Genomic DNA, 23,448 nt, shown 5'->3' with positions numbered 1-23,448 from the left:
CGGAAGCAGATGATGGACCAAGAGAAGGTAAACATTCTTCTGGTTGACGATCAGCCGGCGAAGCTGCTCGCCTATGAGGTCATCCTGAAGGAGCTCGGCGAGAACCTGGTCAAGGCCTCGTCCGGGCGCGAAGCGCTCGAGTTCCTGCTCAAGAATGACGTGGCCATCATTCTGGTCGACGTCTGCATGCCGGAGCTGGATGGATTCGAACTCGCCGCCATGATCCGCGAACATCCGCGCTTCCAGAAGACGGCGATGATCTTCATCTCCGCGATCCAGGTCAGCGACATCGACCGGCTGCGCGGTTACGAGATGGGCGCGGTCGATTACGTTCCGGTGCCCGTCGTTCCGGAGGTGCTGCGCGCCAAGATCAAGGTGTTCGCCGAACTCTATCGCAAGACGCGCCAGCTCGAGCGCCTCAACCTCGAGCTCGAGGATCGCGTTCGCGCCCGCACCGCCGAACTGGAGGAATCGCACGCCCGACTTCTCGAAAGCGAGCAGCGCCGTAGCCTCGCGATCGCCGCCGGCAAGATGGGATCCTGGGATTGGGACTGGGTCAACGGCGACTGGATGTGGGACGAAGGCCAATATCAGATCCTCGGCCTCGATCCCAAGAAATTCGAACTGACGCCTGCCAATATCCAGGCGCTGTTCCACCCCGACGACGTTCACGAATTGCACGAGGCGTGGGCAAGCTTCGCCCGTGGCGCGAAATCATATGAAGCGGAATTCCGCATCATTCGTCCGAATGGCGAGGTGCGCTGGTGCGCGGGCTCGGCGGCGGCGAGCACCGACAAGTCCGGCCGCGTTATCCGCGTCAGCGGCGTCACTGTCGACATCACCGAACGCAAGCAGGCCGAGGAGCGGCAAAACCTCCTGGCGCGCGAGGTCGATCACCGCGCCAAAAACGCGCTCGCGCTGGCGCAATCCATCGTCCGCCTGACGCGCGGCGAGAACGTGAAGACCTATATCCGTTCGGTTGAAGGGCGGATCAATGCGCTGGCGCGGGTGCACACCGTGCTGTCACTGTCGAGCTGGCAAGGCGCCGAGATACGCAAGCTGATCGATGAGGAGCTGGCGCCCTATTCCACCGGCGAGCAGATCGATCTGTCCGGTCCGGAGGTGAGGCTCGAGCCGGCCACGGCCCAGACCATCGCGCTGGCGCTGCACGAGCTCATCACCAATTCGGCGAAGTACGGCGCCTTGTCGGCACTAACGGGCCGGCTTTCGGTGAGCTGGGAAGACCGGGAAGACCTGCTCAGGATTAAATGGGTGGAGACCGGCGGGCCGCCCGTCGAGAAGCCGATATCGCGCGGATTCGGAACAAGAAGCGTGATCGCCAGTATCGAATCGCAACTCGGGGGCCGAGCGGAATTCGATTGGCGTCGGGAAGGCCTGGTCTGCCGCCTGTCGGTCCCCCTGTCGCAACGGCGGTTTACCGCCGAACCGGTTTCGCTTCACGATGTGGTTGCCGCAGATGGCAACGGTCTGCGGCGGGCCGAACGGTAGCCGGCCGGGTCGGCTCAATGAAAGCCGTTGCACGTTTCCGGATGACCTATCGCGTCAATGCCGTGACGGCACCGTCCGATGGCTGCTCTGAGCGTTGCGCCGCTTGCTGGCGCTTGCCAGTTGAAGCGTTCGCGGCGGCTGATATACCCGAGTGAAGCCTTGAGGCGATGCAGCCACACGGACCGGCGTCTTGAAAAACCTGCTCACAGATATTGCCGGCGTTCGCGTTGGCCACGCCCAGGATGCAGCGATTGCCTCCGGCGTCACAGCGATCCTGTTCGACACGCCCGCCGTAGCATCGATCGACGTGCGCGGTGGCGGCCCCGGCACCCGCGAGGAGGCGCTGCTGAACCCTGTAAGCACAGTCGAGGCGATCGACGGCATCGCGCTGTCCGGCGGCTCGGCGCTTGGCCTTGATGCCGCCGGCGGCGTGCAGGCCTGGCTTGCCGAACAGGGACGCGGCTTTCGCGTCCGAGACGCGGTGATCCCGGTCGTTCCGGGCGCAATCTGTTTCGATCTGCTCAACGGCGGCAACAAGGCATGGGGGCGTTTTCCGCCCTATCGCGATCTCGGCTACGCCGCGGCGAACGTGGCCGCCGCCGATTTCGCGCTCGGCAGCGTCGGCGCCGGCCTGGGTGCGACGACCGCCAATTTCAAGGGCGGCCTTGGCTCGGCTTCCGCGCAGACCGCAGGCGGAGTCATGGTCGGCGCGCTCGCGGTGGTCAATGCTGTGGGCAGCGTCACGGTCGGCGACGGCCCCTGGTTCTGGGCGGCACCGTTCGAGCAGGACAACGAGTTCGGCGGGCGCGGACTGCCCTCCTCGTTCACATCAGACATGCTACGCGCGCGCCTGAAGGGCGGGCCGGCGGCAGCATCTGCGGAAAACACCACGCTGGTGGTCGTCGTCACCGACGCCGTCCTGACGAAAGCGCAGGCCAGGCGCCTTGCGATGATCGCGCAAACCGGCATGGCGCGCGCCATCTATCCCGTTCATGCGCCGCTGGATGGCGACGTGGTGTTTGCCGCCGCGACCGGCAAGAAGGCGATCGATCCGCTGTCCGGTCTCACCGAGCTTGGGATGGTGACCGCCAATACGGTAGCGCGCGCGATCGCTCGCGGCGTCTACAGCGCGACCGCGCTACCCTTTCCGGGTGCGCTACCGGCGTGGAGCGATCGCTTCAGTTAGAGCATGATCCGTAAAAGTGGATATCGCAATCTGAAGAGACCTCGCCGGGTCTTGTGCTCAGGCGCTCAGCGAGAGCGATGCGGTGGCGGCGGAGGAAATCGCCTTGGCCTCGCGCTGGATCATCTGCTCGATGAAATTGTAGGACGATGTCGCTGACGTGGACGAGCTTGCCGAGGCCGGCGAGGTCATCGTTACCTTTGATCCGTCCGCATAGGTCAGCGATGTCGTCACCGAACCATCGCTGTTGGTGACCGTCGTAGTGGTCGCGCCCTGGCGCAACTGCGAGAGCGGATCGGTGCCCGCTCCATCGCTCGCCTTCGCCTCGTCCGGACGGCGGTGACGCTCCTTGTCGAGCCGCAGCGCCGATGCCAGCTCCTTGATGCTAACCGAGCCGTCGCCATCCTGGTCGAGCTTGCCGAACACGCTGTCGGCCTGTCCAAGGTTGGTGCCGCCGGCGCCGAGCGCCTCTTCGAATTCGGCCTTGCTGATCTGGCCGTCGCCGTCACCATCGATCTGTCCGAACAGATCCTTCAGCGCGGCGTGACGGGTCTTCAATGCCGACCCCGATCCTCCCGACGACTGGCTTTGCGCCTCGAGCAGCGCGCTCATTATTTCCGGCGATATCGGCGTAGTGCCGGTGCCGCCCGATCCAGTTCCCGGCCCGATCGAAGCCGACGCATTCGAGGACATGAAGGCGAACGGGCTATCGGAGCTCTGGCTGACGCCGGTAGTTTGCGCCGACGATTTCGACGACGTCAGCGCCTTGAGGGCATCGATCGCCGACGACGCGACGCCGAGAGCAAAGAACATGGTGGAACTCCAACAATGCCGCAGGAGTAGCGGCCAACAACCCCGTGCGCATTCCGCAGCAAGCGCCGTGCCATCAAGAAAAACCCAATAAAATCCGGCTTTCCCGCATCCCGTTCGATCCGCTCAGCCCGGCAATAGCTGCCGGCCGCGGCAGATTTTTCCGCTCAGATGAGCAAGGCTCGCCGCATTGCCCCCGGCACTCCTGCATGTTACGCGAGGCCATTCCGCCCCATGGAAAGGTCTTGGAAAGCGCACATGTCTCAACAATTCGCGTCGCGTCCCCTCGTCATCGCGCCGTCGATCCTGGCGGCGGATTTCGCCAAGCTCGGCGAGGAAGTCCGCGCCGTCGATGCGGCTGGCGCCGACTGGATCCATCTCGACGTGATGGATGGACATTTCGTGCCGAACATTTCCTACGGCCCCGATGTCATCAAGGCGATGCGCCCGCACACCAAGAAGACTTTTGACGCGCATCTGATGATCTCGCCGTGCGACCCGTACCTCGAGGCATTTGCCAAGGCCGGGTGCGATCACATCACCGTCCATGCCGAGGCCGGCCCGCATCTGCATCGTTCGCTGCAGGCGATCCGCGCGCTTGGCAAGAAGGCCGGCGTCTCGCTCAACCCGGGCACGCCGGCCAGCGCGATCGAATATGTGATCGACTTGATCGACCTGGTGCTGGTGATGTCGGTCAATCCCGGCTTCGGTGGCCAAGCGTTCATCAAATCCGCGCTTGGCAAGGTCAGCGACATCAGGGCGATGGTGGCGGGACGTCCGATCGACATCGAGGTCGATGGCGGCGTCGCGCCCGACGTTGCCGGCCAGCTCGCCGCCGCCGGCGCAAATGCGCTGGTCGCGGGATCTGCAGTATTTAAGGGCGGCACGATGGAGTCCTACAAGGCCAACATTTCCGCGATCCGCAACGCGGCGGCGCTGGCGCGCGGCGAAGCCATCTAATCCTTCTGCGTCACACCCGTTCAGACCCTCATCCTGAGGAGCCCGCGAGAACCATCGCGGTGCTATTCTGGTCGCGCACGCCGCGGGAATAACCGGCAAAAAAGCCACAGGGGACGTGCGACGGGCCAGGGAACCTGAAAGTCCACGCTGCAGCCACAAAGCGTCACGCATCTCGCCATAAAGGCAGATCAGCATCCCGCCTTTCACGGGGACGACACTATGATCAAGGCCTTCACCACAGCAGTATTGCTCCTGGCGCTCGCGCCCTCTGCCGCGCTGGCGCAGCGCGCAGGCGACGCTGCCCTCGGCGCCGTGGCCGGTGCCGTCGTGCTGGGACCGATCGGAGCCGTCGCCGGCGCCTTCGTCGGCTATACCGCCGGGCCTTCGATCTCGCGCTCGTGGGGCCTGGAAGGTTCGCGCTCGTCGCGGCACCGCCGGCAGGCATCGCGCGACAGCGTGCGAGGCGCGCGGGCCGAAGCCGTCGGTCCCGCCCCGGCATCCGCCGCTCCAGCCGAACGAAGCAGCCGCGTCACCAGCTATCCCGTGCCAAACCCGCCGCGCTCAAAGACGCCGCCCGTCCAAACACTCGAGTAAGCGCACGCGCCGCCTGATCCGGCGCTAGCCGCCTTCCTGCCCCGGCGCCACTGCCGCCCGCGGTGGCCGCACCACCGTCACCGTGCACGCCGCTTCGGCCGCGACCTTGGCGGAAACGCTGCCGAGCAGCGTGCGCAGCATCGAGTTCTGCCGCGCGCCGATCACGATGTGATCGACATGGTTGACCCGCGTGAATTCCAGGATCGCGGCGGCGGGATCGACGGCCTCCAGCACATGCACCGTGAGCCGGCTCTCGTCGAGCTCCAGCGGCTGGGCCCAGTGGCGTAGCGCGACCATACGGTCGATATGCTTGTTGTTGCCCTGCTCGTCGAGCGTCCTGTCGATGGTGATGCGCCCGAGCCTCAGCACATTCAGGCAGGCGAGCCGCGCCGACGGCAAGCTCGAAAGCAGCTGCGCGGCCGCCCGGCGCAGGCTTGCGTTGATCGTTCCCGAGCCCTGCTCGGTATCAATCGCCACCACTATGATCGGCCCCGACGCCAGTTGCGCCGCGACATCGGATTTCGGCCTCGGCTGGGTCAGGCCGCGATTGAAACGGCGGCGCCATACCGTGCTGAGCGGATCGCGCTGCAGCCGTTCCGATCGGGCCGTCAGCTTGACCTGGTCGGGATGGGCCAATTCGAATGCGAGCTGCGAAGCCGTCGGATGCCGCCACAACGGTTCGATCTCGAGACAGCGCAGCACGATTTCCTGCAGCCATGGCGGATAATCCGACTTAAGCTTGCGCGGCGGATAGGGATCGCGCCATAGCCGTCGGCGCATGCCGCGGAGCGTTTCGCTCTCGCCGAAGGGACGCACCCCCGTGGTGAAGAAATACAAGAGCACGCCGAGCGAAAACAGATCGCTCCGCGGATCGTCGCGCACGCCAAGCAAGCGCTCCGGCGCCATATACGGCGCGGTGCCATAGGGCAGTCGAAATTCTTCCTGCAACAGGTCCGGCAATTGATTGTGATGCGACAGGCCGAAATCAATCAGCACGCATTCGCCTGATGGCCGGAACATGATGCTGCTTGGCTTGACGTCGTGGTGAATGACGTTCTGGCGGTGCAGGTCGGCGAGCGCCGTGGCGATCTTGCCGCCGAGCACCCTCGCCTCTTCGTAGGAGATCGGCAGTTGGTCGATGCGGCTATAGAGCGTCTTGCCGGGAATACGCTCCATGACGACGTAGGCCTGCCGATCGAAATCGCCGGTGCCGAAACAGCCCGGCACATGCGGCCCCGCCAGCCGCGGCAGGATCATCTGCTCCATCTCGAACGAGACGATGGCCGCCGGATCCTCACCCTCGGCAATTCGCGGGACCTTCATCAACAGCGGCACGGGAACGCCGGGATGCGTCACTGTCCACAGCGTCGCCATGCCGCCCTCGTGGACGCACTCCCCGATGGTGAAGCCGTCAAGCTCCGTGCCCGGCTCGATTGCAGGCTTCGCCATCACCTTACCTTCCGACCAGCAGACGATCGGCCAGCCAATGCGGCAGGCCGTTGGCGCGGATCCGCTCCGCAGCCGTCTCCACATCGTAGGGCACGCGGCAATAGGTGATCTCGCGCGAGGCGGTATCGAGCATCACGAACGATGCCGCCGGATCGCCGTCCCGCGGCTGCCCGACGGAGCCGAGCACGGCGAGCCAGCGCCGGCCGCCGAGCAATTGCACCGGCACATCATTGGTAGGAATGAAGCTAGTCATCTTTGCCGCCGAGGACATCGAATAGAGCGCCGGCCGATGGATGTGTCCGCAGAAGGTGACGTGGGCGTCGGTGGCATCCAGGCTGCGCGCAGCCTCCGGCGTTCCGCGCACATAGTGCCATCGCGCCGGATGCGAGGCTTCGGAATGCACGTAGAGGCGATCGTCCTCGCGCCGGGTCAGCGGCAGTTCGGCGAGAAAGCGCCGTTGCTCCACGCTCAACCTGCCGCGCGTCCACTCGATCGCCATCTGGGCTCCGGCGTTCATGGTCTCGGACGGCGTGCTGATCGCATGATCGTGGTTGCCGATCACGGCAATCGCGCCATCATCGACAAGGCCCATGACGGTATCGACCGCCCATTCCGGATCGGCGCCATAGCCGACGATATCGCCGAGGCAGACAATGCGCTCCGCGCCGCGCGAGCGCGCGGCATCGAGGCAGGCGGCAAAAGCCTGCCGGTTGGCGTGGATGTCGGCAAAGATCGCCAGACGCACGTTTTCCTCCCACCCATCATCGCGCCCGCGCCTGCGCGTGCCTTGATGGATATCAAACCTTCTGCCCGGTATGGCGCAACACCAGTCTCAGTCGAGCGCACCACGCCACGCGGCCATGCTTCGGAGCACGGCTACCGTGTTTTATCTACGACGGCAGCCGCGGATGTGGTAAATTGATTTTCCGTCATGCAAGTGCAGCATGAAATGCCCGAAGTGTTGGGCGAATTGCCCGATGATAAACGTGGCAACGCTCATCACGGGTCATTCGTGACCTTGCCTTTTGCGGTTTCAATTCAGAAGTGCCGCGGCGCCGTCTAGGCTCCGATTTTTTCCGATCTGGACTAGCTGACGAATGGATAGTCAGAAACCGTCTATGGGAGGAAACATCATGATCTCACGTCGTCTTGTGATCGGACTGCTAGGGGCAGTCACAGCATTTGCGCTCTATGCCACCCCAGTTGCGTTGGCCTTTTCGCCCGAGGCGCGCAACGCCAAGCTCGATGAAACCCTCCGGGGATTGGTCGAAGGTCGCAGCACTCCGGGTATCGTGGTGCTGATCCTCCAAGACGGACGCCCGGTCTACAGCCGCAGCGTCGGCGTTCGCGAGGTCGGGAGCGCCGCGCCGATCGGCGAGAACGACATGTTCCGCCTCGCCTCAATGACGAAGGCCGTCACCTCAGTGGCCGCGATGATCCTTGTCGAGCAGGGCCAGATCGGCCTCGATGACCCGGTCAGCCGTTTCCTAATCGAATTCGCTAACCTGCGGGTACGTGAGCCTGATGGCACCGAGGTTCCCGCGAGCAGGCCTCCGACGATCCGCGAACTGCTGACCCACACCGCCGGATTCTCCTACAACTTCGTCAACAATCCCCGGCTCGTTGATGCATACCGCGAAGCGCGCGTGACCGATGGGCTAGACCAGCCCGAGGTAACTACGGCAGAGGCGATGCGGCGCCTTGCTTCCGTTCCGCTTGGCTATCAGCCGGGTACGAGCTGGGAATACTCGCTCGCCACTGACGTGCTCGGGGCCGTCATCGAAAAGGTGACAGGCTCCAGTCTGGAAGCTTTTGTAACCGAACGCATTGCAAAGCCCCTGCAAATCAAGAGCTTTGTGTTCAACGTACCTGAAGCCATCCGCTCAAGCTTCGTGCAGGTGACCCGGCCCGCACAGGTCACGGGCGCACTCGGCACGGGCTATGTTCCTGTGGTGGAGCCCGAGGCTGTGCCATTCCCGCCCACCAAGGGCACTGCCAATCTCGACCCGAACCGCGCCTTCGCTCCGACCGCCTATAACTCTGGCGGCGCTGGCATGAGCGGCACTATCGGGGATTACGCGCGATTCCTGCAGATGCTGCTGAACGAGGGCGAACTCGACGGGGTTCGGGTGCTCCGCGCGGAGACGGTCCGTCAGATGACGCAGAACGCGACCGGCGATATGCGGACGATTCGCGGGCCGGGTTGGGGCTTCACCCTGGGCTTTGGGATAGTGACCGATCCGGCTGCGGCCAAGAGCCGTCTTCCGGCCGGCAGCTATGGGTGGGGCGGCATCTATGGCACGCAATTTTGGATCGACCCGGCAAACCGCGTCGTCGGCCTGGTCCTGACCCAGACGGCGATCATCGGCTCCGGCCCGATCGCGAATCTTGTTCGGGAAGCGTTCTATAGGGCCGATTGAGGTTTGATACCCAGCGCTGGGTGCGCCATAGCTCCAGGCGGCCGCCGACACCTGAGCAGAGTTCTTGTTGTCGTGCTCAGCGCAAAGGAGGCGCGTCAGCCCTTGCGCGGCGCTTCCAGTCCCTTGAGCAGGAGCATCAGCAGCGCATCGATCCGCGCCGGGGCGCCCGACTCGTTCCATTCCTCGGCATGGGCGGGATGGTGGAAACGGCTGGTGGCGTCGAAAATGGCGCGCGCGGTCGTCTTGACGTCGGCGACTTCGAAGGCGCCCTGCTTCACGCCATCGGAGAGGATCAGCGCGATCTGATCGACCAGGCAGTCCTTGTGGCAGCTCACGGCCTTGCAGGCCTCGCGCGCCAGCGTCAGGTAGGTCGCGAACATCTCGGGGTCATCGCCAAGTCGCTCATGCTTGAGCGCAAACATCGTGCGCAGCCACTTATCCAGCCGCTCCGGCGCCGGGCCCGCGCTTTCGGCGATCTTCAACAGCGGGGCGCTGAGACGGTCGAGCCAGCGCTTGGCCACTGCCTCACGCAGCGAGGCTTTGCTTGGGAAATGGCGGTAGACGCTGCCGTGGCTGACGTCGAGCGCACGGGCCACGTCGACCACCGTTGCCTTGGCGAGGCCATAGCGGCGCAACACATCCTCGGTGACCTCGAGGATGCGTTCGGGGGTCAGAACCACGACTTCGTTCATGCGCACACCTGCGAAACGATCGGACCTGTGGTCATCATATCCCCCTGTAATGCCCTGAACAGGTTAATGTTTCACCGGCTCCAGCCGCTCGGCCTGGGCGGCGAGATGACGGGCGACACTCTGGTCAAGCCAGCGCTGGATTTGGGCGGCCAAATGAATGAGATGGGCAGTCATGTCGGTAGTCCTTTGCAAGTCCCTGGCTCCAAGACAACGAGCCAAGTGACGCCCTAGTGCCGGCGTCCGCGAAGGATATAGCATCTCTTACTAACAGATTTCAATATCTGTCAGTCAATAATCCGTGACCGACAGAGCCGGCCGAATCCCCCACCGCCACCGGATAGCTATTGCTCGTCCTTCGGCGGCATTCGCGGCGGGAGCAGCGGGGTAAAGGACACCCCGTCGCCGTCGCGGGGCACCGCGAGCATTCCCTCGCCGGTCGAGGGATCGCCGCCCGACGTGTCCAGAATCACGCCAGGCATGATGTACTCCCGGGCGGCCTGAAGCAGGCTGCCCCCGCCATCGCCAAAATCGGCGGCGCGGCCACCCTACGGCCGGCCGGCTGCGATCTCGCCAGCCGCCTTGTCGGTCTTCTGCGCGAGGCTGTCGGTATAGGCAAGGCGATAGGCCCGCGGGACGCCGCTCGGCCGATTGCCGTCGTCGAGCGCCTCGACCCAGAGATAGATCGAGCCCGGATCGCCCTCCAGCGAATGCGGCTCCACGATACGCGCCTGCAACAGCTTGAAGCTGGCCGGCAACGGGTCGATGGTGGCCCAACCCAGCAAGCCACGCACACCGACAAAACTCGCGATGTAGAACGCGCTGGTCACGATCACCGCTGCCGCCTTCGCCGGCCACGGCAGGCGCGCATAGACCAGGACGACCAGTAGCAGCGCGCCGATCAGCGCGTAGCTGATGGATAGCGTGAGGACGACCGATTGCAGACTATTCACGGCGCGGCATCCTGACACCGGTTTTCGGATCGATATCGGCGCCATTGGCGCGGACATTGCGGAACGTCTCCATCAACGATTTGTGCCGCTGCTGGACGTCGACCACCTTGCCCTCGGCATCGAGCCAGAAGCGCAGCGCGGTCTTTTCGTGGCCGGTATGGTCGACCGTCAGCTTGTTGTCGAAGATCACCTGCGCGGTCGGATTGAGCTTCTGGACCTTCACGCTCACCACGACAGGCTGGCCGGTCGTGGCCTGAAAGTGCGAGACGTTGACGGTGTACTCGCCCGGCACGATGCCGCGCACGGTGACGATCTCCTCCCGGATCGGCGAGTGAATCTTCTTGCCGTTGACGAGGATGAAATCGTTGGCGCCGCCGCGATCGTCGCGGTCGAGCGTGAGGAATCCGGCCTCGCGGCGGCGATACCAGGCGATGTTGCCGGCGGGGTCCTGTACGAACAGGTCGAGGTCATCAGGGTGATTGTCGGGCCAGTCCATCGTGATGATGAACTCGGCCTTGGAATCGATCTTGCCGTCCTTGGCGTCCGGCGAGACCGCCAGCAGCGCCAGGAAGAACAGGAACGCGATCACCTGCAGCGCCTTGAACAGCATCACGCCGAGCGGATCAAACGGCTCCTCGCGTGGATAGAGGCCGAAATCATCCATCATGACGGCGTTCCAAGGCCGGCGTGACGTGCGTCTCGGTCAGCATGACGGCGTCGGAAAACACCCGCTGGGTCGCGGCATCCAGCATGTAGTATTGAATCTTCACGAGGATGGAGCCGATCAGGCCGGCCAGCGTCGTATACATGGCGATCGCCATACCGTCGCTCATCAGGCCCATCGACGATTTCATCGCGACCTTGTCGGCCGCATCGAGCGTGGCAATTGGTGCCAGCATGATAATGAAGCCGATGATGGTGCCGAGCAGTCCTAGCTTCATCAGCGTGTCGGAGACGAACGCGCCAAACCCGTTGGAGCCACGCAGCCGGTCGGCGAGCGAACGCAGCAGTAACGTCTGGTCGATCCGCCCCGCCGCCTGCGCCTCCGCCTTCTGCACGAGGTTGCGAATGTGGTCCGGCACCATTCCGGCAGGAAGCGCGCGCACGTCATCAAGGCTCATCGCCCCGCCGGGCGCCGACAGGACGGCGCGGCAGCGTCGCGTGATCTCGCCTTCGCGTGCGATCGCGCGGCTCCGCCAGAAGCAATGGCCGCAGGTGACGATGTAGAGGATGGCGATGACGCTCGAAATATAGGTGCGATCGGAGACGACCATCAGATGAAGCAAGCCGTAGCGCCAGAGAACGACGCCAGCGAAGACCGACAGCCCGGTGAAGATCATCCACAACAGGAGCACGCTGCGCTCCGATGTATCCGCGGATGAAACGGTTACGGCGCTTGCCGTGACACTCATGCTGTGCAGCTCCTGTAAGGTCGCCCCGCCCGGCGCCGGGCGGCGCACCGGACCCTTGGTCTTGTTAGATCAGCCGTCATGGCGCCGTCCAAAGACATATGCCCGGGGTTTGTTGGGAAAGTTTCCCAAGCTGGGCGCCGCAACCCGGCTTGCAATTGGCACCGATCGGCGGTGCTGTTAGGCTCGCAGACACGCCGCGGAGTGATCGCATGCGCCTTGTGCTTCAACTCGTCGCCCGCCTGTTCATCGTCGTCATCCTGTGCCTCGGAGCCGCAACCGTCTGGGCGACGATCGATGCCTATCGCAGCGTCGACCGCGCGACGGCCGCTTCCGCCGAACGCGTCTCAGTGGCGCTGGAAGCGCTGTACTGGCGCGAATTGATGTTGCGCAGCAGCAGGATGCGCGAGCAGCTTCTGCCCGCGCCGGAATGGCGCACCATTCAAACCATGGGCCTGATCTCGCCGGGCATCTGCGTCCGCGTCGAGCCAGCCGGCGCATTCGAAAAGCCGCTCTGCGGGCAGAGCAAGGGCATCGGTCAAACCCCGCCGCGCTGGTTCGCGGCCACCGTGGAAGCGGTGCTTGGAAGCCACGTCCCGGTCGTCCAGCCGATCAGCACGCGCGCTGCCAATGCAGGCAGTGTCGCGGCCACGGCCGATCCCGATGCCGCGATCGCGCTGGCCTGGCAGCATGTCCTCGACAATATCCACCTTGCCCTGCTGATGGCGGTCGCGATCGCGCTCCTGGCATCGCTGGCGATTGCGCATACGTTGGCGCCGGCGCGGCAAATCGTGACCGCGCTGCAGCGCATGGCGCGCGGCCAATACCGGACGCCTCTGCCGCGCTTCCGATCAGTGGAACTTGCGATGATCGGGCAAGCCGTCGGAGAACTCGGCGACCGTCTCGCGCAGGCGATGGAAGAACGCGCCGCGCTGACCCGGCGTTTACTCGAAATCCGCAGCGACGAGCGACGGGCGCTTGCCCGCGAGCTGCACGACGAGTTCGGGCAGAACCTGACCGCGATCCTTGCCTTCGCCAACACGATCGAGGCCGCCAGCGCGCAGGAGAAGGATCAAGGCAACAACGAGGTCGCGCAGGACGCGCGGATGATCTCGCAAGCCACCCATCGCATCATGGCCTGCCTGCGCGATACCCTGAACCGCCTTCGCCATCCGCCCGCTGAGGAACTCGGGCTGGAGGCCTGTCTTGTCGATCTCGTCGATAGCTGGCGTTCGCGAAATGCTGCGCAGCCGATGATCCAGCTCGATCTCAAGGGCGACCTTGCTGACGTCCGTGGCGCCGTCGCCGCGGCGGCCTACCGGGTTGCCCAGGAATGTCTGACCAACTCGCTGCGGCACAGTTCGGCGCGCGAGATCGTGCTCAGGATCGAACGGCGCAGCGGCGCTGAAAACGCGCTGCTGGTCCATGTCGAGGACGACGGCGGCGGCAATGCCGCCAAGGTGGCGGCGTCGACCGGCTTCGGCCTGACCGGCATTCGCGAGAGGATCACCGCGCTTGGCGGCTCGCTGTCGATTGCGGATGCCAACCGCGGGGTGCGCGTGGCCGCCACGATCCCGCTTGCGGCCTGATGACCGCGTCACAGACCCAGGGCATTTCGATTCAAGGCATTTCGATCCTGCTCGTCGACGACCATCCCGTCGTCCGGCAGGGCTATCGGCGCGTCCTCGAACATCAGGGAGATTTTCATGTGGTGGCCGAGGCCGACAACGCAGCCGACGCCTACCGGGCATTCAAGGCGCAAGCCCCCGACGTCGTCGTGATGGACATATCGATGCCGGGCGCCAGCGGGCTCGAGGCTGTCAGGAACATCCGCTCGCGCAGCTCCGCCACACGCATCCTCGTCTTCAGCATGCATAGCGAGGCGGCGCAGGTGAAGGCGGCCTTCAATGCCGGCGCGAACGGCTATGTGACGAAGGGCTCGGCCCCTACCGAGCTGATCCGGGCAATCCGCGCGATCGTCCGCGGCGAGCAGGCGATCAGCGACGACATCGCCCGCGTTCTGGCGATGGAAAGCCTGTCTCCTTCGCATTCGCTGCTCGATCAGCTCGGGGAACGGGAAATCGAGATCCTGAGGCAACTGGCGGCCGGCGCGACCACGGAGCAGATCGCCGCAAACCTCAATCTCAGCATGAAGACCGTGCAGAACTACCACTATTTGATCAAGACCAAGACCGGCATGCGCACGGACGCCCAGCTTGTGCGGCTCGCTGTGGAATGTGGGCTCGCCAGCCTGTAGCGACGGCGGGCCTCCGTTTCCCGACGGCTTTCGGCCCCTGCCGCGGCACCTCGGTTTTCCCGTCTCCGCAGCCCCGTACGGGTGGCCTCCCCCGGCCCGATTTGCTAAAGCGCAGCGTAAAAACAAATCCGCCGGGGATCGCCTCGCGCCCCCTGCTCGTCCGGAGTTTTCGATGATCCCCCGCTATACCCGCCCGGAAATGGCTTCCATCTGGGAGCCGCAGACCCGCTTCAAGATCTGGTTCGAGATCGAGGCGCATGCGGCTGATGCGCTGGCGGAACTTGGCGTGATCCCGAAGGAAGCCGCCAGGACGATCTGGGCCAAGGCCAAGGATGCCATTTTCGACGTCGCCCGGATCGACGAGATCGAGCGCGAGACCAAGCACGACGTCATCGCCTTCCTGACCCATCTGGCCGAAATCGTTGGCCCCGAGGCGCGCTTCGTTCACCAGGGCATGACCTCCTCCGACGTGCTCGACACCTGCCTCAACGTGCAGCTCACCCGCGCAGCGGACCTCCTGATTGCCGATCTCGACAAGGTTCTGGCCGCGCTGAAGAAGCGCGCCTTCGAGCACAAGATGACCCCGACCATCGGCCGCTCGCACGGCATCCATGCCGAGCCGGTGACGTTCGGGCTCAAGCTCGCTTTCGCCTATGCGGAATTTTCCCGCGCCCGCGAGCGCCTCGTCGCCGCGCGCAAGGAGGTCGCGACCTGCGCGATTTCAGGCGCTGTCGGCACCTTCGCGCAGATCGATCCGCGCGTCGAAGAGCATGTCGCAAGAGCGATGGGCCTGGTGCCCGAGCCGATCTCGACGCAAGTGATCCCGCGCGACCGCCACGCGATGTATTTCGCAACGCTTGGCGTGATTGCCTCCTCCGTCGAGCGGCTCGCGATCGAAATCCGCCATCTGCAGCGCACGGAGGTGCTGGAAGCGGAAGAGTTCTTCTCCGAGGGCCAGAAAGGCTCGTCGGCGATGCCGCACAAGCGCAATCCGGTGCTGTCGGAAAATCTCACCGGCCTGTCGCGCATGGTGCGCGCCTATGTGACACCGGCGCTGGAGAACGTCGCGCTCTGGCACGAGCGCGACATTTCGCACTCCTCGGCCGAGCGCATGATCGGGCCCGATGCCACCGTGACGCTCGATTTCGCGCTGATGCGGCTTGCCGGATTGATCGAGAAGCTGATGATCTATCCCGCCAACATGCAGAAGAACCTCGACCGGCTCGGCGGTCTCGTGCATTCGCAGCGGCTTCTGATCGCGCTGACGCAGAAAGGCGCCAGCCGCGAGGACGCCTATAAATACGTCCAGCGCAACGCCATGCCGGTTTGGCGCGGCGAAGGCGACTTCCAGAGCCTGCTAAAGAAAGACGCCGACGTGAAGAAGCACCTGACGGACGCCGAGATCGAGGAGCAGTTCGACCTCGGCTATCACTTCAAGCACGTCGACACGATCTTCAAGCGGGTGTTTGGCGAGAGCTGATTATTCTGCGGGTGTCGCGGCCGGCGTGCCGCGGTGCCCAAATCGGAGAAATTTCAATCGGTGCAATCGATTGGCAGGGCTCTTTCGCATTTCGGTCCACCTGGAAAGCTGGTGCCATGGGCGATTGGTCCAGCAGTTTTCCGGCCTTGCAAAGCCGATTTAAGTCATTCCAAATTGCTGCATCGCCGTCGACAACCTTAGCGTCCTCGCCGGCCACCTCGTAGCAACTTAACGGTAACCGCGGATCGGCTAAGGTTTCAGCGTGTCATCCCCGCCTAAAATTCTCGTCTTCGACTCCGGCCTTGGCGGCCTCACGGTCCTGCGCGAGATCGTTCGGGTACGGCCCGATGCGCATTACGTCTATGTCGCCGACGACGCATTCTTTCCCTACGGCCATCACACCGAAGAGCAGATCATCGCCCGCGTGGTGCCGCTGATTGGCGAGCTGATCGCGCGCCACGCCCCTGTGCTGGTGGTGATTGCCTGCAACACCGCGTCCACGCTGGTGATGTCGCATCTGCGCAGCGCCTATAGCGTGCCGTTCGTCGGCACCGTGCCGGCCATCAAGCCGGCCTGCGCCAGTTCAAAGACCAAACGCGTGTCGGTGCTCGGCACCAAGGGCACCGTCAAGCGCGAATACACCCGCCGCCTGATCGAAGATTTCGCGCAAGGCTGCGACGTGACGCTGGTGGGATCGGCCGAGCTGGCGTCCCTCGCCGAAGCCACCCTCACGGGCAACGACGTGCGCGATGCGGATATCGCAACCGAACTCGCCCCCTGCTTCGTTGGTGATGGCGCCGATCGCACGGACACCGTCGTGCTCGCCTGCACGCATTATCCGCTGCTGCTCGAGCGCCTGGCGCGGCTCGCGCCATGGCCGGTCGACTGGATCGATCCCGCGCCCGCGATTGCGCGGCGCGTCTCTGCCCTGCTCGGCTCGCCCGGCCGGCAAAGCGATGACGCCGGCGCCGAGATGATTTTCACCTCGCAGCGGCCGCACACGCTGAGCCGCGCGCTGATGCCGTTTTTTGGCGGGCGCGTGCTGGCGTAAGGTCGCCGCGGGGCGCGGCACCGCACAACATCGTGCCAGCGCTTGTACGCGGGCGCAGGATGCAATTTCCTATGTAGTGCCGAGGCCGGCCTTGGCGCATTGCTCGTCCTGGTCGCCAGTGACGCCGCTTACCCCCACTCCGCCCGTGACTTTGCCGTCGACCATGATCGGCAATCCGCCAGGCGAGGCAAAGACCCCGGGCAGAGTGGCCGTGGCTGGCCCGCCCTTGTTGATCGTCTCCATGAAAACGCGCGTCGGGCGCCGATAGGTCGCTGCAGCCCTCGCCTTGCCGACGGCGATGTCCATGCTGGCCGTCTGCGTGTTGTCCATGCGCTCGAAGTACACGAGGAAGCCGTGGTTATCGACAACAGCGACAGCCACGTTCCATCCGTTCTTTTGGCATTCGGCGAGAACGCCGGCTGCGATCTTCTTCGCACCCGCGGCATTGACCGCTGTGCCGTAGTCGGGACGCTTGTCCTGAGCGGATGCGCCAACGGTAAAGGCGGCGAGTGCAGCGGCGACCAGAATTGTCCTCATCTTACTCCTCCCCAGGTTTATTGTGCAGCGGGATCATACCGGGGCAGATGAAAACGTCGATATCAATGATGTCGCAAAGCCACGGTGGCTCGCCGTCAGCGAAGCACCCCAGCCGAACTGCGGCGTTGAAGCCTGGCCGGCGCGTGCTGGCTAGTTGCGATAGCGCATGCTCAAAAGCAACCGCCTAGGGCTTCTGAAGATCGCCCACGCCTGGGAAGGTGAGCGGGACGACGCCGGCCTTGCGCGCTGTGAGCTTGCGACCCCAATCGAGCGTCGGCGCTTCGACAAGCAGGTGCAAGACCGCCGCGACGCCGATCGAAAGCAAGATGCTGCCAACGATGATGGCGGCCGGAGAAATCTGCCACAGTTCCGGAAAGTTCGCGATCCATCTGATCAGCAGAAAATGTGAGATGTATAACGAATAGGAGATGCTGCCGAGCCACTGCAGGATGCGCGGAAAGGAAGCGCCGTGGAGTTCGGCAGACACGACGGCGTAGATGAGGAGTGCCGCGCCAAGACCATAGGTCGGCACACGTGCGACTTGCGGATCGCTCGATCCGTGGACGAAAATCCAGTACCAGCCCGCAGCAAATAAGGCTGCTGAAATCGACGCAATGTAGGGCAAACGCGGCAGCGCTCCCTTCACTCGTACAAGGTAGGCGATGAAGACACCGGCGCCGAATTCCAGAATGAGAGGATGCGAATAGATCCCCAGAGGCAGGTGAAAAACGATCGCGACCACCGCAAGGCCAAGTGCTGCGAACAACATTGCAAAAAGGTGGCGCGGTGAAATGGCAAGTATCAGCGCCACAACGGCGTAGAAGTGCAATTCAAAAGCGATCGACCAGGCAGGCGGGATATACCAGTTCGGATAGCCCCACGCGAAGATGTAGCCAAGGTCCAGCGCAGGTCGATCTTCCGGGGCGAGTGCGATCCAGTACGAACTGATAAATGCCGCACCCAATACAAGCCAATACATCGGATAGATGCGAATGGCTCTTCGGAAAGCGAAGTTCAAGGCATCGGTTTGCGACGCGGCCGTACTTGCAATGATGAACCCGGAAATAACGAAGAAAATGTCGACGCCGCTTGCAAAGATGGTGTGCGCCGCTTCAGCGGCACTTCGTATTCCCCCATCGGAACGAGCAATTACCGCGTGTCCGCAGACGACAGCCAACGCGGCGACCCCGCGCATGGCTTGCACACCATGGAATGTCTGCATTACGCCCCGGCACACTCAATTCCTTGGCTCAACCATTGCGGTTATTATGTTAATATATTGTTGTTTAGGTTGATTGATATTCTGTCGACCTGCCCGGTCGCCGGTCTGCCGCTGTTGCATTCAGCGAACCTACTTCGCAGGACGAACGCAGCTCTAACGCACGCCGCAGTGGCCGAAGATGCTGAGAAGCGATAGGTGTTGAGAACTGCGGCAAAGCCTTCAAATCTACCGGGTTTACGTCGACCTCGGCGGCCCGCCCGCCGGCGGAACGGGAACGATCCGGAGGCGAACCCTCTGGCGTCAAAACGCCTTGTTCGTGCTAGATGAGGTCCTGGCAGGTTGTCGAAGCGCGCCTGCTGGCCTTTGATTTACCGATTGCGGAGACCCGGCGGAGCGATGCGCGGAACGGTTAGAAAAATCACGCTGCCACGCCGTCTCGTCGCCGACCTCATGCACGCGTCGATCCGCGTGCCCTTCGTTTCGCTGACCCGGCCCCTTAACCTCCGCGGCCTGTCGGAGGCCCGCGTCCAGGCCGCCCAGCGGCCGGGCTGGGCCGCGATCTTTGCCAAGGCGTTCGCACTGGTCGCGAAGGAAGAGCCGATCCTGCGCACCCTCTACGTCAAATGGCCGCTGCCTGGCTTTTACGAACTGCCCCGCAGCGTCGCGATGGTGGCGATTGCCCGGGTCGAGGATGGCCAGGATTGCGTGCTGCCGCAAAAAGTGGCCGCTCCCGATGAAATGTCGCTTGCCGAGGTCGATGCCCTGATCCGGCACGCCAAGACAGCGCCAATCGACGAGGTGCCCGCGTTCCGCAAGATCCTGCGCACCACCCGCCTGCCGCTGCCCCTGCGGCGCCTATTCTGGGCCGTCGGGCTGAATTTCGGCCGCCAGCGGGCCAATTACTTCGGCAGTTTCGGCGTGACCTCGGTGGCGGCCTATGGCGCCGGCCAGCTCCATGCCATCAGCCCCGGGCCGTTTATCCTGAGCTACGGGGTGGAAAGGCCCGACCAGACCATTGATGTGGTGCTGCGCTGGGATCACCGGGTTACCGACGCCGCCCCAATGGCCAGGGCGCTGAACCGGCTGGAACAGGTGCTGAACGGGGAAATTGCCGCCGAATTGCGAGCCAATCGGCAGCAAACCGAGCCCAAACCGGTCCGGGCTGTCGCGACTTGATCGCCCTTGCGGGGTCATTCCGGGGATGGTCCGCAGGACCAGACCTCAGATGCGCAATTGCGCATCGGGGAATCTCGAGATTCTCAGGGGCGCAAAGACGCCCCATAGTTCGCTACGCGCCCCGAAATGACAGCCCAAGAACCGGCTGTTTTCGTTGACACAACGCCCGTTTCTCCCTAAGAACCCGCTTGCTCGCGGGCCGGTTTCGGCCCGCGATGCGTTTCGCGACCCGTGGTTCTCCCCGAGCTTTCGAGGCGGACCTGTCGGCCCCGGCGATGCCGGTGCACAGGAGGGCGCGTTTCCTCAAAAACCAAACTTAACGCAGAGGACGCGATGACAAAGCGCAGTGAGGCGAAATACAAGATCGATCGCCGTATGGGCCAAAACATCTGGGGCCGCCCGAAGAGCCCCGTGAACCGCCGTGAATATGGCCCGGGCCAGCACGGTCAGCGCCGCAAGGGCAAGCTCTCCGACTTCGGCGTCCAGCTCCGCGCCAAGCAGAAGCTGAAGGGCTATTACGCCAATATCTCCGAGCGTCAGTTCCACGGCATCTATGTCGAGGCCGGCCGGATGAAGGGCGACACCGGTGAGAATCTGATCGGCCTGCTGGAGCGCCGTCTCGACACCGTCGTGTATCGCGCCAAGTTCGTGGCGACGATGTTCGCCGCCCGCCAGTTCATCAACCACGGCCACATCAAGGTGAACGGCCGCCGCGTCAACATTCCGAGCTACAAGCTCAAGCCCGGCGACGTCGTCGAGGTCAAGGAATCCTCGAAGCAGCTCACCCCGGTTCTGGAAGCAACCCAGCTCGCCGAGCGCGACGTGCCCGACTTCCTCGAAGTCGATCACTCCAAGATGACCGCCAAGTTCACCCGCATCCCGGCGCTGTCGGACGTGCCCTTCGCGGTACAGATGGAGCCACACCTGATCGTCGAATTCTATTCGCGCTGATCGGTTTTCAGTTCCGAGACATCAAAGGCCCCGGTTCTCCGGGGCCTTTTTGTTTGCGCGCGAATGGCTGTTCCGTCATGCCCGGGCTTGTCCCGGGTATCCACGCCTTTATGGTCACCGCGGACAGAAGTCGTGGATGGCCCGGACAAGCCCGGCCATGACGCAAGATTGTGAGACTCGCCCATGCACTACACCCCTGCCCCGCGCGATCCAAAGGCCGATCCCATCCGCATCAACCTGTTGTCGGACACGCAGACGCGACCGACGCCTGCGATGCGCGAGGCGATAGCGCGGGCCGAGGTCGGCGACGAGCAGATCGGCGATGACCCGACGGTGAATCTGTTGTGCGAGCGGGTAGCCGACCTGCTCGGCAAGGAAGCTGCCGTGTTCATGCCCTCAGGCACCATGTGCAACGTCGCGGCGACGCTGGCGCATTGCCGGCCGGGCGATGAAATTCTCGCCCATGCCACCGCGCATATCATCGCCCGCGAAGGCGGCGCGCACGCAGCCCTCGGCGGCTTCCAGATCACCCAGCTGCCGGGCGATGACGGGCAGTTCACGCCGGAAACACTCCGCGCCGCCCTGCACCCGCGCTCGCGCTATCAGCCGCCGCAGACCCTCGTCAGCGTCGAGCAGACCGCCAATATAGGCGGCGGCACGATCTGGAAGAAGGCGGCGCTGGACGAAGTGGTAGAGATCGCCAGGGCGAACGGGCTGATCACCCATATGGATGGCGCGCGGCTGTTGAACGCCTGTGTCGCCACCGGAATATCGGCGCGCGACATGGCCGCGGGATGGGATTCAGCATGGATCGATTTCTCAAAAGGCTTGGGCGCGCCGATCGGCGGCGCGATCGCAGGTACCCGCGCCTTCATCGACGACGTCTGGCGCTGGAAGCAGCGACTCGGCGGCTCGATGCGGCAGGCCGGCATTTGCGCTGCGGCCTGCGTCTACGCGCTCGACCATCACGTCGACCGTCTCGCCGACGATCACGCCAATGCGCGCGCGCTGGCGCGGGGGCTATCGCAGATCAACGGCATCGAAGTGCAGGAGCCCGAGACCAATCTGGTGTTCTTCAAGCCGGATGGCGCCGGCGTTCCCGGCGACAAAATGGTCGAGGCCCTCCGCAAGCGCGGCGTGCTGGTTGCGATGATGGACGGCCGCATTCGCGCTTGCACCTATCTCGACGTCAGCGCTGCGATGATCGAGGAGACCATCGGCCTCGTGCGCGAGATTGTACGTGGGGCGTGAGAAGCGTGAACCGGTCCGAGGTCAGGCCGTGGCTGGCATGCGCGCCCGCCACAGCGCACTGCCGAGCAGCAGATATGTCGCGCCGGTCCAGATCGCCTGCCAGTTCTGAAAGCCTTCATTGAAGACGACGTAAACAGCCGAAAGTGCGAACAGCCCGGCGAAAACGGCTTCCGAGAGCGGCCGCTCGCCGGATTTCGAACCATTGAGGAAGGCCAGCGTCCAGAACGGCACCACGGCCATGGTCAAGGCGGCGAACGGGAAATCGCGCCAGCGCGCGTCGAAAATCAGGCTGAGCGCAGTCTGACCGGCAATAAGCGTCGTCACGATCAGCGTGATGCCCAGCATATTGGCCAAGAACAGCGGGGTCAGGCCCTTGGGCGGCCCAAGCACCTCGAGGAACGACGGAAGCGATCTCCCCGACATCAGCGCGTAGGTCGAGAGCAGCGGCGCCGTCACGGCCGCCATCAGCATGAAGCCCTGGACCAGCCAGCCGCCGATCCCGTAGCTTTCGTGCAGCATCTTGTCGACGCTGATGCCCAATAATATCCCGCCGGAGGTCGCGGAGACGGCGACTGCTACCCACGAGGCCAATGGCGGCGACGAGCGGCGCTTCGGCGCGAACATGGCAACAGCGAATATGCAGATGCAAAGAAGGAGCCCGCCTGCCATCTGCAGCTTCCAGAACGGGTAATTGCTGATGGCTATTCCGGCCGGATATTTCAGTTTGCGCTCGGTCCCGTCGAACAGCCCCCAATAACCGCCTACCGTGCCTTCCCAGCGGCGCTTCCACGGCTCGTCATAGGCCTCGAACAGATTGACGCGGAAATTGTCCCGCCTCGCCCGCTCGAGAATCTCGGAAATGAAACGCGCCTGATTGACGCGGGAAGCCAGCGCGCCGTCGCGCATCCGCCCAAAGCTCGGCCAGCCGGTCTCGCCGATCAGGATTTCCTTGCCGGGAAAGGCTGCCACCACCTGCTTGCGGATGTCATCGACATGCGCGGCCGCTTCTTCGGCGCGCGGCGGAACGTCTTCCCAATAGGGCAGGAAATGAGCGGTGATAAAATCGACATCGGCGCCGACTTCGCGGTAACGCAGCCAGAATTCCCAGACATCGGCATAGGTCACCGGCACATTCACGCGCGGCTTGACCGACTGGATCGCCTGACGAAGGTCGCCCACCGTCATGTCGCCGCGCAGCAGCACCTCGCTGCCGACGATGATCGCTGCGACAGTGTCGGGATGGTCCTTCACCAGCGAGACCGCGATGTCGCAGAGTTGGGCATTCTTCGCGCGGTCACGCCCGAGCCAGACGCCAAGCAGGACTTTCAATCCGACCCTGGATGCAAGCTCCGGCACCTTGTCTAACCCGTTGTCGATCGAATAGGTGCGAATGCATTTGGAGACCTTGGCAAGCTCGGCAAGGTCCTCCGCAATCTGCTCCGGGCTGACGATGAGCGTCGGATCATGCGGCGTCTGATCGTTGCGGAACGGCGCGTAGGACACGCATTCCAGCTTCGCCGTTGCGTCGATCGGCGCACGCATCAGCG

21 protein-coding genes and 1 pseudogene are annotated in these 23,448 nt (G+C 63.9%); 12 read left to right on the top strand and 10 right to left on the bottom strand.

The window, feature by feature from the left end; all coding sequences use genetic code 11:
* Positions 1 to 12 precede the first annotated feature (12 nt).
* Positions 13 to 1,509, top strand: coding sequence for an HWE histidine kinase domain-containing protein (locus J6524_RS30060; protein ID WP_225677432.1), 1,497 nt, complete (start codon positions 13 to 15; stop codon positions 1,507 to 1,509).
* A gap of 190 nt (positions 1,510 to 1,699) precedes the next feature.
* A complete protein-coding gene (locus J6524_RS30055) occupies positions 1,700 to 2,695 on the top strand; it encodes a P1 family peptidase (protein ID WP_225677430.1) in 996 nt (331 codons plus the stop codon).
* 57 nt (positions 2,696 to 2,752) lie between these two features.
* Here the strand turns inward: J6524_RS30055 and J6524_RS30050 are convergent, their stop codons facing one another.
* Positions 2,753 to 3,505 (bottom strand): EF-hand domain-containing protein, encoded by a 753-nt coding sequence (locus tag J6524_RS30050; protein WP_225677428.1) that lies wholly within the window; start codon positions 3,503 to 3,505, stop codon positions 2,753 to 2,755.
* 255 nt (positions 3,506 to 3,760) lie between these two features.
* Here J6524_RS30050 and rpe point away from each other — a divergent pair, with 255 nt between their 5' ends.
* Both rpe and J6524_RS30040 read left to right on the top strand, forming a co-directional pair.
* On the top strand, positions 3,761 to 4,462 hold the full coding sequence (gene rpe / locus J6524_RS30045; protein WP_225677426.1) for a ribulose-phosphate 3-epimerase: 702 nt from the start codon (positions 3,761 to 3,763) through the stop codon (positions 4,460 to 4,462).
* Positions 4,463 to 4,681: 219 nt separating this feature from the next.
* On the top strand, positions 4,682 to 5,056 hold the full coding sequence (locus tag J6524_RS30040) for a hypothetical protein (protein ID WP_225677422.1): 375 nt from the start codon (positions 4,682 to 4,684) through the stop codon (positions 5,054 to 5,056).
* A gap of 24 nt (positions 5,057 to 5,080) precedes the next feature.
* Here J6524_RS30040 and J6524_RS30035 read toward each other — a convergent pair whose 3' ends face one another.
* Together J6524_RS30035 and J6524_RS30030 are read right to left on the bottom strand one after the other, a co-directional pair.
* Positions 5,081 to 6,505 carry a serine/threonine protein kinase gene (locus J6524_RS30035; RefSeq protein WP_225677420.1) on the bottom strand — a complete coding sequence of 475 codons (1,425 nt, stop codon included), beginning with the start codon at positions 6,503 to 6,505 and terminating at the stop codon, positions 5,081 to 5,083.
* Between the two features lie 4 nt (positions 6,506 to 6,509).
* A complete protein-coding gene (locus tag J6524_RS30030) occupies positions 6,510 to 7,250 on the bottom strand; it encodes a metallophosphoesterase family protein (RefSeq protein ID WP_225677418.1) in 741 nt (246 codons plus the stop codon).
* A 388-nt stretch (positions 7,251 to 7,638) separates the two neighbouring features.
* Between J6524_RS30030 and J6524_RS30025 the strand changes: the two genes are divergently transcribed.
* On the top strand, positions 7,639 to 8,925 hold the full coding sequence (locus tag J6524_RS30025; RefSeq protein WP_225677416.1) for a serine hydrolase domain-containing protein: 1,287 nt from the start codon (positions 7,639 to 7,641) through the stop codon (positions 8,923 to 8,925).
* Between the two features lie 95 nt (positions 8,926 to 9,020).
* On the opposite strand, the gene J6524_RS30020 is transcribed toward J6524_RS30025, so the two are convergent.
* The 4 genes and pseudogenes from J6524_RS30020 to J6524_RS30005 all read right to left on the bottom strand — a co-directional run bounded on the left by J6524_RS30020 (position 9,021) and on the right by J6524_RS30005 (position 11,979).
* Positions 9,021 to 9,617 (bottom strand): TetR/AcrR family transcriptional regulator, encoded by a 597-nt coding sequence (locus J6524_RS30020; RefSeq protein WP_225677414.1) that lies wholly within the window; start codon positions 9,615 to 9,617, stop codon positions 9,021 to 9,023.
* A gap of 341 nt (positions 9,618 to 9,958) precedes the next feature.
* A pseudogene (locus J6524_RS30015) lies at positions 9,959 to 10,567 on the bottom strand (hypothetical protein).
* Complete coding sequence (locus J6524_RS30010; protein ID WP_225677412.1) at positions 10,560 to 11,234, bottom strand: DUF2135 domain-containing protein; 675 nt, start codon at positions 11,232 to 11,234, stop codon at positions 10,560 to 10,562. The pseudogene J6524_RS30015 and the gene J6524_RS30010 overlap by 8 nt, the downstream one beginning before the upstream one ends.
* The gene (locus J6524_RS30005; RefSeq protein WP_225677410.1) at positions 11,224 to 11,979 is read right to left on the bottom strand and encodes a MotA/TolQ/ExbB proton channel family protein; all 756 of its coding nucleotides are present in this window, start codon (positions 11,977 to 11,979) and stop codon (positions 11,224 to 11,226) included. Before J6524_RS30005 ends, J6524_RS30010 begins: the two co-directional genes overlap by 11 nt.
* A 209-nt stretch (positions 11,980 to 12,188) precedes the next feature.
* Between J6524_RS30005 and J6524_RS30000 the strand changes: the two genes are divergently transcribed.
* The 4 genes from J6524_RS30000 to murI all read left to right on the top strand — a co-directional run bounded on the left by J6524_RS30000 (position 12,189) and on the right by murI (position 16,764).
* Positions 12,189 to 13,565, top strand: a complete 1,377-nt coding sequence (locus tag J6524_RS30000; RefSeq protein WP_225677407.1) for a histidine kinase — start codon at positions 12,189 to 12,191, stop codon at positions 13,563 to 13,565.
* Positions 13,565 to 14,233 carry a response regulator gene (locus J6524_RS29995; protein ID WP_225677405.1) on the top strand — a complete coding sequence of 223 codons (669 nt, stop codon included), beginning with the start codon at positions 13,565 to 13,567 and terminating at the stop codon, positions 14,231 to 14,233. Before J6524_RS30000 ends, J6524_RS29995 begins: the two co-directional genes overlap by 1 nt.
* A 172-nt stretch (positions 14,234 to 14,405) precedes the next feature.
* Complete coding sequence (gene purB / locus J6524_RS29990; RefSeq protein ID WP_225677403.1) at positions 14,406 to 15,713, top strand: adenylosuccinate lyase; 1,308 nt, start codon at positions 14,406 to 14,408, stop codon at positions 15,711 to 15,713.
* Positions 15,714 to 15,975: 262 nt separating this feature from the next.
* Positions 15,976 to 16,764: a glutamate racemase gene (gene murI / locus J6524_RS29985; RefSeq protein WP_225677401.1), complete on the top strand. Its 789-nt coding sequence runs from the start codon at positions 15,976 to 15,978 to the stop codon at positions 16,762 to 16,764.
* Positions 16,765 to 16,833: 69 nt separating this feature from the next.
* Here the strand turns inward: murI and J6524_RS29980 are convergent, their stop codons facing one another.
* The gene (locus tag J6524_RS29980) at positions 16,834 to 17,301 is read right to left on the bottom strand and encodes a GlcG/HbpS family heme-binding protein (protein WP_225677399.1); all 468 of its coding nucleotides are present in this window, start codon (positions 17,299 to 17,301) and stop codon (positions 16,834 to 16,836) included.
* Positions 17,302 to 17,485: 184 nt separating this feature from the next.
* The gene (locus J6524_RS29975; RefSeq protein ID WP_283843362.1) at positions 17,486 to 18,523 is read right to left on the bottom strand and encodes an acyltransferase family protein; all 1,038 of its coding nucleotides are present in this window, start codon (positions 18,521 to 18,523) and stop codon (positions 17,486 to 17,488) included.
* Positions 18,524 to 18,919: 396 nt separating this feature from the next.
* Here J6524_RS29975 and J6524_RS29970 point away from each other — a divergent pair, with 396 nt between their 5' ends.
* The 3 genes from J6524_RS29970 to J6524_RS29960 all read left to right on the top strand — a co-directional run bounded on the left by J6524_RS29970 (position 18,920) and on the right by J6524_RS29960 (position 21,901).
* Positions 18,920 to 19,699 (top strand): acyltransferase, encoded by a 780-nt coding sequence (locus tag J6524_RS29970; protein ID WP_225677395.1) that lies wholly within the window; start codon positions 18,920 to 18,922, stop codon positions 19,697 to 19,699.
* A gap of 333 nt (positions 19,700 to 20,032) precedes the next feature.
* The gene (gene rpsD, locus J6524_RS29965) at positions 20,033 to 20,650 is read left to right on the top strand and encodes a 30S ribosomal protein S4 (protein WP_225677393.1); all 618 of its coding nucleotides are present in this window, start codon (positions 20,033 to 20,035) and stop codon (positions 20,648 to 20,650) included.
* 183 nt (positions 20,651 to 20,833) lie between these two features.
* Entirely contained in the window at positions 20,834 to 21,901 is a 1,068-nt protein-coding gene (locus J6524_RS29960; RefSeq protein ID WP_225677390.1) for a threonine aldolase family protein, read from the top strand.
* A 21-nt stretch (positions 21,902 to 21,922) separates the two neighbouring features.
* On the opposite strand, the gene J6524_RS29955 is transcribed toward J6524_RS29960, so the two are convergent.
* Positions 21,923 to 23,443, bottom strand: a complete 1,521-nt coding sequence (locus J6524_RS29955) for a glycoside hydrolase family 17 protein (protein WP_225677389.1) — start codon at positions 23,441 to 23,443, stop codon at positions 21,923 to 21,925.
* Positions 23,444 to 23,448 lie beyond the last annotated feature (5 nt).

The sequence above is a fragment of the Bradyrhizobium hereditatis genome, from assembly GCF_020329435.1.
In the GTDB taxonomy this organism is placed as follows: Bacteria; Pseudomonadota; Alphaproteobacteria; order Rhizobiales; family Xanthobacteraceae; genus Bradyrhizobium; species Bradyrhizobium hereditatis.
This window is presented reverse-complemented; position numbering and strand designations above follow the sequence as displayed.